The organism is Longispora albida DSM 44784 (assembly GCF_000379825.1).
GTDB classification, from domain to species: Bacteria; Actinomycetota; Actinomycetes; order Mycobacteriales; family Micromonosporaceae; genus Longispora; species Longispora albida.
The window spans coordinates 389,183-402,095 of record NZ_KB903833.1 but is presented as its reverse complement, the minus strand read 5'-3'; the positions used below and the strand labels follow the sequence as shown (position 1 = coordinate 402,095).

Annotated in this window: 8 protein-coding genes; 5 read left to right on the top strand and 3 right to left on the bottom strand. The window is 70.3% G+C overall.

The features are described from left to right. The first annotated feature begins 17 nt into the window (after nucleotides 1–17). The 4 genes from A3G1_RS39705 (at nucleotide 18) to A3G1_RS0119485 (ending at nucleotide 8,190) form a co-directional block, all read left to right on the top strand. A complete protein-coding gene (locus A3G1_RS39705; RefSeq protein ID WP_083936997.1) occupies nucleotides 18–707 on the top strand; it encodes a type IV toxin-antitoxin system AbiEi family antitoxin domain-containing protein in 690 nt (229 codons plus the stop codon). A gap of 742 nt (nucleotides 708–1,449) precedes the next feature. Next, complete coding sequence (locus A3G1_RS0119495; RefSeq protein ID WP_018351163.1) at nucleotides 1,450–6,318, top strand: NAD-glutamate dehydrogenase; 4,869 nt, start codon at nucleotides 1,450–1,452, stop codon at nucleotides 6,316–6,318. A 591-nt stretch (nucleotides 6,319–6,909) separates the two neighbouring features. Then, a complete protein-coding gene (locus A3G1_RS0119490) occupies nucleotides 6,910–7,671 on the top strand; it encodes a hypothetical protein (protein ID WP_018351162.1) in 762 nt (253 codons plus the stop codon). Between the two features lie 111 nt (nucleotides 7,672–7,782). Further along, a complete protein-coding gene (locus A3G1_RS0119485; RefSeq protein WP_018351161.1) occupies nucleotides 7,783–8,190 on the top strand; it encodes an SRPBCC family protein in 408 nt (135 codons plus the stop codon). A gap of 57 nt (nucleotides 8,191–8,247) precedes the next feature. On the opposite strand, the gene A3G1_RS0119480 is transcribed toward A3G1_RS0119485, so the two are convergent. From A3G1_RS0119480 to A3G1_RS0119470, 3 genes are all read right to left on the bottom strand, one after another. Further along, entirely contained in the window at nucleotides 8,248–8,886 is a 639-nt protein-coding gene (locus tag A3G1_RS0119480) for a phosphonatase-like hydrolase (RefSeq protein ID WP_040478839.1), read from the bottom strand. Nucleotides 8,887–8,888: 2 nt separating this feature from the next. Beyond that, nucleotides 8,889–9,995 carry a TIGR03364 family FAD-dependent oxidoreductase gene (locus A3G1_RS0119475; protein WP_018351159.1) on the bottom strand — a complete coding sequence of 369 codons (1,107 nt, stop codon included), beginning with the start codon at nucleotides 9,993–9,995 and terminating at the stop codon, nucleotides 8,889–8,891. A 195-nt stretch (nucleotides 9,996–10,190) separates the two neighbouring features. Next, nucleotides 10,191–11,645, bottom strand: coding sequence for a glycoside hydrolase family 3 protein (locus tag A3G1_RS0119470; RefSeq protein ID WP_018351158.1), 1,455 nt, complete (start codon nucleotides 11,643–11,645; stop codon nucleotides 10,191–10,193). 103 nt (nucleotides 11,646–11,748) lie between these two features. On the opposite strand from A3G1_RS0119470, the gene A3G1_RS0119465 reads away from it, so the two are divergent. After that, nucleotides 11,749–12,834, top strand: coding sequence for an ROK family transcriptional regulator (locus A3G1_RS0119465; protein ID WP_018351157.1), 1,086 nt, complete (start codon nucleotides 11,749–11,751; stop codon nucleotides 12,832–12,834). Nucleotides 12,835–12,913: the final 79 nt, after the last annotated feature.

The window sequence follows — 12,913 nt, the reverse complement described above, 5'->3', positions numbered from 1 at the left end:
AGCACAACGATGGGCTCATGCGTCCACTACCACCGTCCCTGGCGGAACTCGCCGGCCAGCAGCGCGGAGTCTTCACGAGAGCCCAGGCCGAAGCCCACGGGCTGAGCCCGGCCCAAGTACGCCGCCGGCTCGCCGACGGGCTGTGGGCCACCGTCCTGCCCGGCGCCTACGTGCTGTCCGGGCAGCCGGTCGACGTGCGGGCGCAGGACATCGCGGCGTTTCTCCGCGTACCTGACGCCGTCCTCGGCGGGCCGTCGGCGGCCCGGGTACTGGCGGCCGCAGGGGGAGACGGCCGATGTGGCGAGGCAGCCGGACGCCGGGGCGGTGCGGGATCTGGGGCGGTGTGGCGAAGCGGGCCGCTGGGCGCCGTCGCCTCAGCCGATCCGCGGAGTTACCTCGTGCTCCCCGGCAGCCGGGGGCCAGGAATGGCCGGAGTCCGGTACCTCGGCGGGGAGCTGGGGGAAGGTGACATCCAGATCGTGGGCGGGCTCGCCGTCACGAGACTCGCCAGAACCGTGTTCGACTGCGCGGCGCTCCAGGACCCGGACGGTGCGCTGCTGGTGTTGAGGGAAGCGCTCGCCAGGGAATGGCTGACGGTGGGAGAACTCAGCCGGCGGATACAGCAGCACCTGGGGCGGCGGGGCGCTCCGATGCTGGCTGGGGTGATGCGGCGGCTGGTGGGTGTGGGGGAGCGAAGCGGGGTTTGAGGGGCGGGGTGGGGTGGCTTGCGCTCGGGGTGAGCGTGAGTCGGTGAGCTGGGGCTGAGGTGAGGCTTGGGGGCGTCGTGCGGTGGTGGGGAGGCTGAGGGCAGGGCTTTCCGGGGTGGTGTGGGTGGTGCCTGGGGAGCTGAGCCGGATTTGGTGAGGAGGGTGGTGGCAGGGCGGGGGGCTTTTGGGGCTCGTTGCTGTGGTGAGGTGTTGAGCTGGTTGCCGTGGTGGTCGACGGGCTGCGGTGCCGGCTGAGTCCGGTGCCGGGTGGGGCGGCTTTTCGCGGGGCGTGCGGGGCAGGTTTGAAGAGACGGGGCGCGGGGAAGGGTGGGTTGGGGGGAGGGGGGAGGGCCCCCAGCCGACTCACCTCCCCAGCCCACCCACACCAGCCACCCAAACAACCACGAAACCCCCGCCAAACCTCCACTACGCGAACACCACACAGACCAAACGGCCACCACAGCCCCGCCTCACCACCCGCCCCCACCGCCACGCCACTCCAGCCCCACCCACCCCACACCCCCACCACACGGACACCCAGTCCGACACAGTCACTCTCCGTACCCGTTACTCCACCCGGGTGCAAAATTGGAATGTCCGACACGGGGTGTTCTAGCATCAGCCGTTCGGGCAAGGCTGCCCGGCTGGGTGGCGAAAACCAGACTGGCCGATCGGACCTGCGACGGGGTGCACCTAGGCTGGGACACAGCACACAGTGTGGTGGGCGAAGGGGAGTGGACCCATGGAGCGGCGTCCGGCGACCGTGACAGACGTAACAAGCAGTCTGTCGGGGATCGGAGTCGATGACGAGGCCGAGCTCGACGAGCCGGTACCCAACCGCGATCGGCTGATTGCCGATGCCTGCGCGTTGGCGGATGAGAACGACCAAGGCCTGGCTGAGCTGTACTGGCGGCTGGTTCCCGACGAGGAACTCGTCGACGAGAGCCCGCACGCCATGCTGCACGCCACCCTGGAGCACAAGGCTCTCGCGGAGCAGCGCACCCCGGGTGAGCTCAAGCTGGAGGTGACCACTCCGCCCGAGGGCCACACGATCATCTCGGTCGTGACGGACGACATGCCGTTCCTCGTGGACTCGGTCACCTCGGCACTGACCGGCGAGGGACTCGGCATCGACCTGCTGGTCCACCCGCAGGTCGTCCTGACCCGCGAGCCGCTCGGCAAGCTGACCGGGCTCTACCCCTCCGTCGAGCCCGACGACGCCTCCGGCGACCAGATCGTCGAGAGCTGGATGCGGATCGAGGTGGACCGGGTCCGTGACGAGGCTCAGGCTCTGTCACTCCGCAACACCATTCAGCGTGTACTCACAGACGTCCGCGAGGTCAACGAGGACTGGCCCAAGCTCCGCCACCGCGCGCTGAGCCTGGCCGACGAGCTGGCCAACGCGAAGCTCCCGGTACCGGACAAGGACATCACCGACACCGTCGAGCTGCTCCGCTGGCTGGCCGCCGACAACTTCACGCTGCTCGGCTACCGCGAGTACGAGCTGGTCGACGGCGAATATCTCCAGGCGAAGCTCGGCACCGGCCTGGGCATCCTCCGCCAGGACTCGACCCGTCCGCGCGCCCTGTCCTCGATGACGCCCGAGGCGTACGCGAAGGCTCTCGACCAGCGCCTTCTCATCATCACGAAGGCCAACTCGCGGGCGACGGTCCACCGCACCGCGTACCTGGACTACATCGGCATCAAGACGTTCGACGCCGCAGGCAACGTCAACGGCGAGCGCCGTTTCCTCGGCCTGTTCGGCGCCGGCGCGTACCTGCACTCGGTCCGCGAGCTGCCGGTCATCAAGCGCAAGGTCGACGAGGTCCTGGACCGTTCCGGCCTGTCCCCGCGCAGCCACTCGGGCAAGGACCTCATGGAGGTCCTCGAGACGTACCCGCGTGACGAGCTGTTCCAGATCAGCACGGACGACCTGTTCCACACGGCGATGGGCGTCCTGCGTCTCGCCGGTCGCCGTCAGCTGAAGCTGTTCGTCCGCAAGGACGCCTACGGCCGGTTCATCTCCTGCCTGGTGTACCTGCCGCGTGACCGGTTCACCACCCAGAACCGCCTCCGCATGCAGGAGATCCTGCTGTCCGAGCTCAACGGCGTGGGCGTCGACTACACGACCCGCGTCTCCGAGTCGACGCTCGCCCGCGTGCACTTCATCGTCCGCACGGACCCGAAGGCCCCGCCCGGTGAGATCGACGTGGACGCGATCACCGAGCGCCTGTCCGACGCCACCCGCCTCTGGGACGACGACTTCCGCCTGGTCCTCGAACGCCACCTGGGCGAGGAGCAGGAGAAGCGCCTCTTCGACCGCTACGTAGAGGCCTACCCGCAGACCTACAAGGACGAGCACACGCCGGTCGAGGCCGCGAAGGACATCGCGAAGCTCGAACTGGTCGACGAACCCGGCGAACTCGCTCTCCACCTCTTCCGCCGCCGTAAGAACGACCTGGACCTGCGCTTCAAGGTCTTCCGGTACGGCGAGCCGATGCAGCTGTCTGTCGTCCTCCCCGTCCTGCACTCGCTCGGTTTCCGCGTCACTGACGAGCGCCCGTACGAGGTCCGCCGCGCCGACGGCCTGGTGTACCTGTACGACTTCGGCCTCGTGGCCCCCGAGGGTTCCCTGGCGGCGCCCGAGATCCGGGCCACGGTCGAGAACGCGTTCCAGGCCACCTGGTACGGCGAGGCCGAGGTCGACGGCTTCAACCAGCTCGTCCTCGCGGCCGGCCTGTCCTGGCGCCAGGTCGTGGTTCTCCGCGCGTACGCGAAGTACCTCCGCCAGGCCGGCACGGTCTTCTCCCAGGAGTACATGGAAGAGACCTTCATCGCCTACCCGGGCGTCGCGACGCTCCTCGTCGCCCTCTTCGAGACGCGGTTCGACCCGCGCCTCGGCCTGACAGAGGATGCCCGCAACTCGCAGGCCGCCGAGCTCGTCCAGGCGCTGAAGGGCGAGCTGGACCAGGTCGCGAGCCTTGACCAGGACCGCATCCTCCGCAGCTTCCTCACGCTCATCCAGGCGACGCTGCGGACCTCGTTCTTCCAGCGTTCCGCGTCCGGCCGCCCCAAGTCATACGTCGCCTTCAAGCTCAACCCCGAGGCGATCCCTGACCTGCCGCAGCCCCGCCCCAAGTACGAGATCTGGGTGTACTCGCCCCGGCTCGAAGGCGTGCACCTGCGGTTCGGTGCCGTGGCCCGTGGCGGCCTGCGCTGGTCCGACCGGCGCGAGGACTTCCGTACCGAGATCCTGGGCCTGGTCAAGGCGCAGATGGTCAAGAACGCGGTCATCGTGCCCGTCGGCTCGAAGGGCGGCTTCGTCCTGAAGCAGGCCCCGAACGCCGCCGACCGCGACGCGTTCTTCGCCGAGGGCGTGGAGTGCTACAAGCTCTTCATCTCCGCGCTGCTCGACGTGACGGACAACCTGGTCGCCGGCAAGATCGTGCCCCCGGCCGACGTGGTCCGCCACGACGGCGACGACCCGTACCTCGTGGTCGCCGCAGACAAGGGCACCGCCACGTTCTCCGACACGGCCAACGGCATCTCGGAGTCCTACGGCTTCTGGCTGGGCGACGCGTTCGCCTCCGGCGGCTCGGCCGGGTACGACCACAAGAAGATGGGCATCACCGCCCGGGGTGCCTGGGAGTCCGTCAAGCGGCACTTCCGCGAGATGGGCCACGACACCCAGAGCGAGGAGTTCACGGTCGTCGGTGTCGGCGACATGTCCGGTGACGTCTTCGGCAACGGCATGCTGCTCTCCGAGCACATCCGCCTGGTCGCGGCCTTCGATCACCGGCACATCTTCATCGACCCCACCCCCACCGCCGCGACCTCCTTCGCGGAACGCCAGCGGATGTTCGACCTCCCGCGCTCCTCGTGGGACGACTACAACCGCTCGCTCATCTCCACCGGCGGCGGCATCTACCCCCGCACGGCCAAGTCGATCCCGATCTCTCCCGAGGCCGCCACGGCCCTGGGCATCGACCCGGCCATCACGGAGCTGTCTCCGCCCGAGCTGATGAAGGCCATCCTCAAGGCCCCCGTCGACCTGCTCTGGAACGGCGGCATCGGCACCTACGTCAAGGCTTCCGCCGAGTCCCACCTCGACGTCGGCGACAAGTCGAACGACGCGATCCGGATCAACGGCAAGGAGGTCAGGGCGAAGGTCGTCGGCGAGGGCGGCAACCTGGGCCTGACCCAGCGCGGCCGGATCGAGTACTCGCTGGCCGGCGGCCGGATCAACACCGACGCGATCGACAACTCCGCCGGTGTGGACTGCTCAGACCACGAGGTCAACATCAAGATCCTGCTGAACGGGATCATGCAGCGTGCCGAGCTGGACCTCGCCGAGCGCAACGTCCTGCTCGCCGAGATGACCGACGAGGTCGCAGAGCTGGTCCTCGCCGACAACTACGGCCAGGCCACGGCTCTCGGCAACGCCCGGGCGCAGACGCACTCGCTGCTGCCGGTGCACCGCCGCATGATCGCCGACCTCGAACGCTCCGGCCGCCTGATCCGCGACCTCGAAGCGCTCCCCACCGAGGAGGAACTCGACGCCCGCGACGCCGCTGGCCTCGGTCTCACCTCGCCGGAGTTCGCCGTCCTGCTCGCGTACACGAAGATCGTCCTGGAAGACGAGATCAACGAGTCCGCGCTCCCGGACGAGGAGTGGACCAACGAGGTCCTCACCGGCTACTTCCCCACGCCGCTGCGCGAGCGCTACGCCGCCGACATGCACAACCACCCGCTGAGGCGGGAGATCGTCACGACCGTCCTCGTCAACGAGGTCGTCAACCGTGGCGGTATCTCCTTCGTGTACCGCGCGGCGGAGGAGACCGGTGTCGACCCGGCCGACGTGCTCCGCGCGTACATCGTGGTCCGTGAGGTCTTCGGCCTGCGCGAGCTCTGGCGGGCCGTGGAGGACCTGGACAACCAGGTGCCGACCGAGACCCAGACGATGGTCCTGCTGGAGGCCCGCCGCCTCATGGACCGGGCCGTCCGCTGGCTCGTCCAGAACCGCCGGATCCCCATCGACGTACCGGGTGAGATCGCCCGCCTCCGCCCCGGCGTCACCAAGCTCCTCCCCGAGCTCGGCACGCTGTTCCGGGGCGCCGAGCGGGACTCGCTGCGCGCGCACGCCGCGTTCCTCACGGGGAAGGGCATCTCGGAGGACCTGGCCGACTGGGCGACCCGCCTCATGTACGGCTTCGGCCTGATCGACATCGTCGAGACGGCGCTGGCCACCGGCCGGGAGCTGGACGAGGTCGCCGGGGTGTACTTCGTGCTCTCCGAGCGGTTCCGGGTCGACGCGCTGCTGACGAAGATCTCGCACCTGCCGAGGCTGGACCGCTGGCAGACGCTGGCCCGGATGGCGCTGCGCTACGACCTGTACGCGGCCCTGGCCGCCCTGACCGCCGAGGTACTGGCGACCGGGGACCCCAGCCTGCCGGCCGGGGAACGCACGGATCAGTGGGAGCAGTTCAACGCGGCGTCGATCGCCCGGGCGCGCAACGCGATCGGCGAGTTCGACGACTCGCGGGCCGACCTGGCCGCGCTGTCCGTCCTTCTCCGCCAGATCCGTACCCTGGTCCGCACCTCAGCGGCCTAGCACCACACGAAAGGGGCGCCCGGGAAATCCCGGGCGCCCCTTTTCCTGACCTGCCGGACTCTTACCGCCGCCGGCTACCGCCGCCAGTACTGCCACCCGGTTTGCTGCCCGTCCCGGACCCGGTACTCCCGGTCCCGACTTTGGTCCCGGTGGAACCGGTGGATCCGCCACTCACAGCCTTGGTGGTGGTCTTCACCGGCCGTGGCGTGATCAGGCTGCTCCCGTCGTCGTCTTCCGTCACCGTCGGGCTGGGCGAAGGGGTAGGCGTAGGACTGGGAGTAGCAGTAGGAGAAGTACCAGGGCTGGGAACGACGTATCCGCTGCTCCCAGGCCGGTAGTCCGAGGAGGATCCGCTCCCGTACTCGGTGTGACTCTCCCGCCGTTCGGCCCGCTGGGCAGGGCCGGACGAACAACCGGACACGATCAGGGCTGCCACGGTCAGGATGACCAGACGCCGAGCCGTCATGCACGCTCCTCGAGGGGTTGGTCCCCTCATGATCCCTGATCTTCGCAACTCCGTGGGGGCACCGCCCAGCACCCGCCCGGCCTAATTCCCGACGGCGGCCCCACTCGCCCAGGCACGATAGGGCAATGGGGGACTGGTTCCGCGAGCGGATCGTCGACACCGGCAGGCTGCCGCTGTTCTGTTTCTTCGTGTCGCTCGTCCTCGCGTTCGCCTTCATCCGGCTGTCCGTGCGGATGATCCGCGCCCAGGTGAAGTGGTGGCCGGGCAACGTGCGGCCGGGTGGGCTGCACATCCACCACGTCGTCTTCGGCGTCGTGTTCATGATCGTCGGCGGCGTCGCCGGCATCTCGATCTCCGACGACGACCGGGCCTGGCTCTCGGCGGCCGCCGCGCTGTTCGGCATCGGCACCGCCCTCGTCCTCGACGAGTTCGCCCTGATCCTGCACCTGAAAGACGTGTACTGGAGCGAGCAGGGCCGCACCTCCGTCGACGCTGTCTTCGTCGCCGTGGCGCTGACCGGCCTGCTCCTGCTCGGCATCAAGCCGTTCGGCCTGGAGGACGTGACCGTCTACAACCCTGACGGCGGGGTCAGCAGGGGCGCGACGCGGCTCGTCATCATCCTCACGCTCCTGATCAACGGCCTGCTGGCCGTGATCACGCTGCTCAAGGGGAAGATCTGGACCGGCCTGATCGGGATCTTCGTGCCCCCGTTCCTGACGTTCGGCGCGATCCGCCTGGCCCGCCCCGGTTCACCGTGGGCGCACTGGCGCTACACGCCCGGCTCCCGGAAGCTGGCCCGCGCCACGCGCCGCGAGCTCCGCTACCGCCGCCCGGTCATCAAGGGCAAGATCTGGCTCCAGGAACTCATCAGCGGCCGCCACGGCTGACTCCTGCGGCCCCCAGAAAATTCTTTCCCCGCACCGATGATTTCCCGCTCCCACCCCGGTCTGTACTGACGACAGGAACGCGGCAGGAACAAACCCCCAGGGAGCCCAGCGATGACCGAGTACGCCTACACCCTCACCCGCACCTTCGACGTCCCCGCCCAGGTCGTCTGGGAGGCGTGGACGACCCCGCACCAGTACGAGCAGTGGGCCAGCGCCGTACCCGGTTCCGTCACGATGGACGTCCGCGAGGGTGGCGCGTGGCAGGCGACGATGCTGATCCCCGACGCGGGCCCGTTCCCGATGTCGGGCTCGTACCGCGAGGTGGTCCCCGGCGAGCGCCTGACCCTCACGATGGACATCCCCGGTGCGGCCCCCGCCGCCATGACGCTGACCCTGTCCGAGGTGGACGGCAGGGCGCACGCGACGGTCAGCCAGGTACTCGCCACCGCCGAGGAGCGCGACATGGCCGAGGAGGGCTCCGGCATGCTCATGGACGGCCTGGCAGCCTTCCTGGCCTGAGGACCAAGATCGTGGGACCCCTCATGTCGCCTGGGCGACATGAGGGGTCCCACGCAATCACAGCACCAGCCCCGGCACCTCACGCACCGACCCCAGCACGTACCCGGCCCCGGCCGCCCGCAGCGTCTCCGCGTCGTGTGCCCCGGTCAGCACGCCGCCGACCACGCCAGCACCCGCGCGCAGTCCACTGAGTACATCCGAAGTGGTGTCGCCGAAGACGGCCACGCGCCGGACGTCCTCGACGCCCAGCCGCAGCACCGCTGTCAGGACCATGTCCGGGTACGGCCGCCCGCGTCCCGCCTCACCCGGCGTCAGCGTCAGGTCGGCGATCGTCTCCCACCCCAGGGCCCGCAGGATCGCGTCCGCCGTGGGCCGGGCGAACCCGGTCGTCAGCGCGACCTTGACGCCAGCCTCCCGCAGCTCGGCGATCACCCCGGCAGCTCCGGGGATGGTGGCGGCGCGCCCATCCCGTACCAGCGCGTCGTAAGCCGCCTCGAACGCCAGGTTCGCGGCCTGGGCGGCAGCCTCCTCGCCCAGCAGGGCCCGGAAGACGGAGATCTTCGATTCGCCCATCGTCCGCTCGACGTAGGCGACCTGTTCCTCCGTGTGGCCCGGCAGCGCAGCCCTGAACGCCTCGACCACCAGCCCGTCGTCGGCCACGGTCGTCCCGGCCATGTCGAAGACCACAAGCTCCATGGTCACCACCCCGCCTGTTCCGCCGTGGCCTCCGCCATCGCCGGCGAGCCGGTCATGCCGCGCCCGCCAGGCCCGGTCACGAGCCACACGCCGTCCAGCGGCTCCGACCGGTGCAGCACGGCAGCCGGGTCGAGGCACTGCGCGTACACGCCGGCCCACCGCCGCACAACGCGAGGCAACGGCCGCCCCAGTAGTTCCGAAGCGACCTCCACCAGATGGTCGTACGGCTGCTCCACGACATCGAACCCGAACGGGTGCTCGTACTCGTGCGTGTCCCCGATCGTCAGCCCGCCGTCGAGCCGCTGCACCATCAGCAGCTGCATCTTGTGCTCGGCGGCCACCTCGGCCTGGGCCTGACCGTCCAGAAGGGACGACTGGTAGAACGGGTAGTAGCGGAAGCTGTCGCCGTCCGCCACGGCCGTCGTCAGCGGCACGTCCAGCGGCGCTGTCTGGGCCATCTGGAGCCGTACCTTCCGCACCGGCAGCTCGGGAGCCAGTTCCCGCACGAGCCCGCCGAGCCACGCGCCGGTCGCCAGCACGACCTGGTCGCCACGGTGCACGTCCCCGTGGTCGTCCCGGACGAACCCGGTCCCCACCTCGCGCACCTCCCGCCCCGGCAGCCAGGTGTACCTTCCGCTCGCCAGCATGTGCTCCCGCAGCGCGGGCAGGGCGACCCGCGACTCCACGGCCGCGTCGCGCTCACAGTGCAGGGCCGCCAGGAACTCGCCACCCAGCGCGGGGTTCAGCGCCCGGGCGTCAGCCCGCGACAGCAGCCGCAGCCCGCGGACTCCGGCCGACGGTTCCTTCAGGGCCGCCTCGGCGACCGCCACCTCGGCTTCGGTCCGGCACACGGTCAGCGACCCTGCCGCCCGGAACCCGACCCCCGGCACCTTCGCCCCGATGGCCTCCCACAGCTCCCTGGCGCGCAGCGCGGTGCTGACGTCGGGTCCGCCGAGCCGCCCGCTCACCCAGATCAGGCCGAAGTTGCGGACGGAGGCGCCGCGCGCCTCCGCCTCCCGTTCGACGTGGACGACCTCGTGGCCGCGTTCGATGGCCTGCCAGGCGTGCATGGTCCCGAGGACCCCGCCACCCGCGATGACGATCCGCATCGCCCCTCCTCACAGTGGTTCAGTGAGCCCGACCCTCGCGGCGCGGGATGTCCTCGCGCTGTCCCGCGGATGTCCCGCTGGTGAAGTTCACAGCTCAAATGGTCTAGACCATTAGACTCCACCGCTCCTGCCACGCGAAAAGGGGCCTGCTCCCCCAAGAGCAAACCCCTTATCCGGTACCTCAGCCGCGAGCGTTCAAGCCCCCCGCAACGCCTCCACGGCCGCGAACCCGTTGGCCCGGCTGGCCCCGTACGTGCTCACGAACGCCGAGATCCCCGCCGGCCGCCAGCTCGACGGCCAGCCCATCTCGACGAGCACGACACCCGGGTGCCGGGCGGCCAGGGCCTCGATCAGCGCCTTGGCGTGCGGCCACCGGTGCGTGTCGCGCCCGACGACCACGATGTCCCGGTCTCCGGCGGCTGCGGCGAGGTCGTCGGCCGACGGCCCGGTGTACGCCTCGGCCCCCATCGGCACCGTCACCAGCTCCCCGTCCAGCGGCAGCCCCCACGGCACGGTCCCGACCGCGATGTTGGCCTCGGATCCGAGCTGCACGAGCAGCGGCTCCCGCAGCTGCGGCAGCGAACCCTCGACCCGCACGGCCAGCCGCGCCGCCGTGCGGATGGCCTCCCGGACGAACTCCGGCTTCTCCGAGCGCAGCGGCACCAGCCCGGCCCCGGCGGCGACCCCGCGCGCCACGGCCTCCTCCAGCCGGGCGGCCGGCAGCCGTCCGCTCTCGACAGCCTCGATGATCCCGGCGGTCACGCCCTCCACGAGCGCCTCGTCGATCTCCGCGCCCAGGCACAGCAGGTCAGCACCTGCCAGCAGCGCCCGCACGGCGGCCTCCGGCTGCCCGATCGCGCCGCTCGCCCCGCGCATCTCCAGCGCGTCGGTCACCACGGCGCCCTTGAATCCCAGCTCGTCGCGCAGCAGGTCCACCAGCACCCGGCTGCTCGCCGTCGCTGGCGCGTCCCCGGTCAGCTCCGGTACGCGGATGTGAGCCGTCATGATCATGCGGATCCCGGCGGCGATCGCCGCCTCGAACGGCGGCAGGTCCCGGCTCCGCACCACGCTCAGCGAGTCGGCGATGGTCGGCAGTTCCAGATGCGAGTCCGCGACAGTCGCGCCGTGCCCCGGGAAGTGCTTCGCGCACCCCGCCACGCCCGCCGACTGCAACCCAGCCACCGCGGCAGCCGTATGCCGCGCCACGAGCGCCGGGTCAGCCCCGAACGACCGGGTACCGATCACCGGGTTCTCGTCGGCCGTGTTCACGTCGACCGTCGGCGCGTAGTTGACGTTGATCCCCACCGAGGCCAGGTCGAGCCCGATCCCCTGGTACGTCGCCCAGGTCAGCTCCGGGTCGTCGGCCGCGCCGAGCGCGGCGTTGCCCGGGTAGGGGCTGCCCTCGTGGTAAGACAGCCGGGTGACGTCCCCGCCTTCCTCGTCGAGAGCGAGCAGGCAGTCGGGCCGGGCGTCACGCAGCTGCGCGACGAGTGTTGCGAGCTGGGCCTGATCGGCGATGTTGTAGCCGAAGAGGGTATAGCCGGCCAGGCCTTCCCGTAGCAGCCTGGTGGCCCACGACGGTGCGACGGTGCCGGGAAAGGCTGGAAGTATGGTGCCGAGGGCGAGCCTGCGCAGTACGGGGTCAGTCATGCCCTGGGGTGTCCTTTCGCTGGCTCACCGTAAGCTGTCCGTACTCTCTCACGGTGCGGTATCTAATAGGAAACTTTCCTAAAGACTAGAGGACAACAACAGCATGAGTCCAGGCCGACGCCCAGGCACGCCCCGCCTGCTCCGCGCGCTCAACGACCGCGCAGCGCTCGAACTGCTCCTGGCCCACGGCCCCCTCACCCGGGCTCAGTTAGGAGAGTTTACAGGGCTGTCGAAGGTCACCGCATCACAGCTCGTCGAACGCCTCGAACAGCGCGGCCTCGTCGAGCACGTCGGTTCCCAGGCCGGCGGGCGCGGCCCGAACGCCCTGCTCTACGCGCTGGTACCGGACGCGGCCTTCGTCGTGGGCGCCGACATCGGCCCGACCAGGGTCATCGCCGCGGCCGCAGACATCACCGGCAAGATCGTCGGCCAGGTGACCATGTCGACCCGCGACGCCGACGACCCGGTCGGCGTGGTGCACGAGGCGGTCACCAAGGCGCTCGGCGACGCCCCGCTGTCGCGTTTGCGACGCGTCGTGCTCGGCACCCCCGGCCTTGTCGACCCGGCCACCGGCGACCTGTCCTTCGCCTGGGACCTCCCGCACTGGCAGCGCGGCCTCCTCGCAGCCCTCCGCGAGGACCTCGGCGTCGCCGTCGGCTTCGAGAACGACGTGAACCTGGCAGCCGTCGCCGAGTCCCGCCTGGGCGCCGCCGTCGGTACCGAGGACTTCGCCCTCGTCTGGGTGGACCGGGGCGTCGGGCTCGCCTCCATGATCGGCGGCAGGCTGCACCGGGGCGTGACCGGCGCGGCCGGCGAGATCGGCTACCTCCCCGTACCCGGTGTCGATCTCCCGCACGGCGAGTCCCTCCGCGAGCAGGGCGCGTTCCAGCGGCTCGTCGGCGCCGAAGCCGTCGCGGGTGTCACCGACAAGGCCGAGCTGGCCCGCCGCCTGGCGCTGGGCGTGGCGGCAACCTGCGTCGTCCTCGACCCGAGCCTGGTCGTCCTGGGCGGCACCATCGCACGCGAAGGCGGCTCCGAGCTGGCCGAGCTGGTCCGCCGCGAGGTCCGGGCCATCGCCCCGATCATCGACCCCCAGGTCGTCATCTCGGCCGTCCCCGAGGAACCCGTCCTCCACGGCGCCCTGCTCACAGCGGTAGACGCAGCCCGCGAAGAAGTTTTTGATTCTTAGTTCCTGGTCTGACGCGCGGTGGCCCGCTGAGGGCGGATCTGGCAAGCAGAACGGCTTCCCTCGTACCGGTGTTGTACGT

Excerpts from the sequence above, each read along its gene's own strand:
- A3G1_RS39705 (WP_083936997.1), top strand. The coding sequence starts at position 18 with ATGCGTCCACTACCACCGTCCCTGGCGGAACTCGCCGGCCAGCAGCGC.
- A3G1_RS0119495 (WP_018351163.1), top strand. The coding sequence starts at position 1,450 with ATGGAGCGGCGTCCGGCGACCGTGACAGACGTAACAAGCAGTCTGTCG.
- A3G1_RS0119490 (WP_018351162.1), top strand. The coding sequence starts at position 6,910 with ATGGGGGACTGGTTCCGCGAGCGGATCGTCGACACCGGCAGGCTGCCG.
- A3G1_RS0119485 (WP_018351161.1), top strand. The coding sequence starts at position 7,783 with ATGACCGAGTACGCCTACACCCTCACCCGCACCTTCGACGTCCCCGCC.
- A3G1_RS0119480 (WP_040478839.1), bottom strand. The coding sequence starts at position 8,886 with ATGGAGCTTGTGGTCTTCGACATGGCCGGGACGACCGTGGCCGACGAC.
- A3G1_RS0119475 (WP_018351159.1), bottom strand. The coding sequence starts at position 9,995 with ATGCGGATCGTCATCGCGGGTGGCGGGGTCCTCGGGACCATGCACGCC.
- A3G1_RS0119470 (WP_018351158.1), bottom strand. The coding sequence starts at position 11,645 with ATGACTGACCCCGTACTGCGCAGGCTCGCCCTCGGCACCATACTTCCA.
- A3G1_RS0119465 (WP_018351157.1), top strand. The coding sequence starts at position 11,749 with ATGAGTCCAGGCCGACGCCCAGGCACGCCCCGCCTGCTCCGCGCGCTC.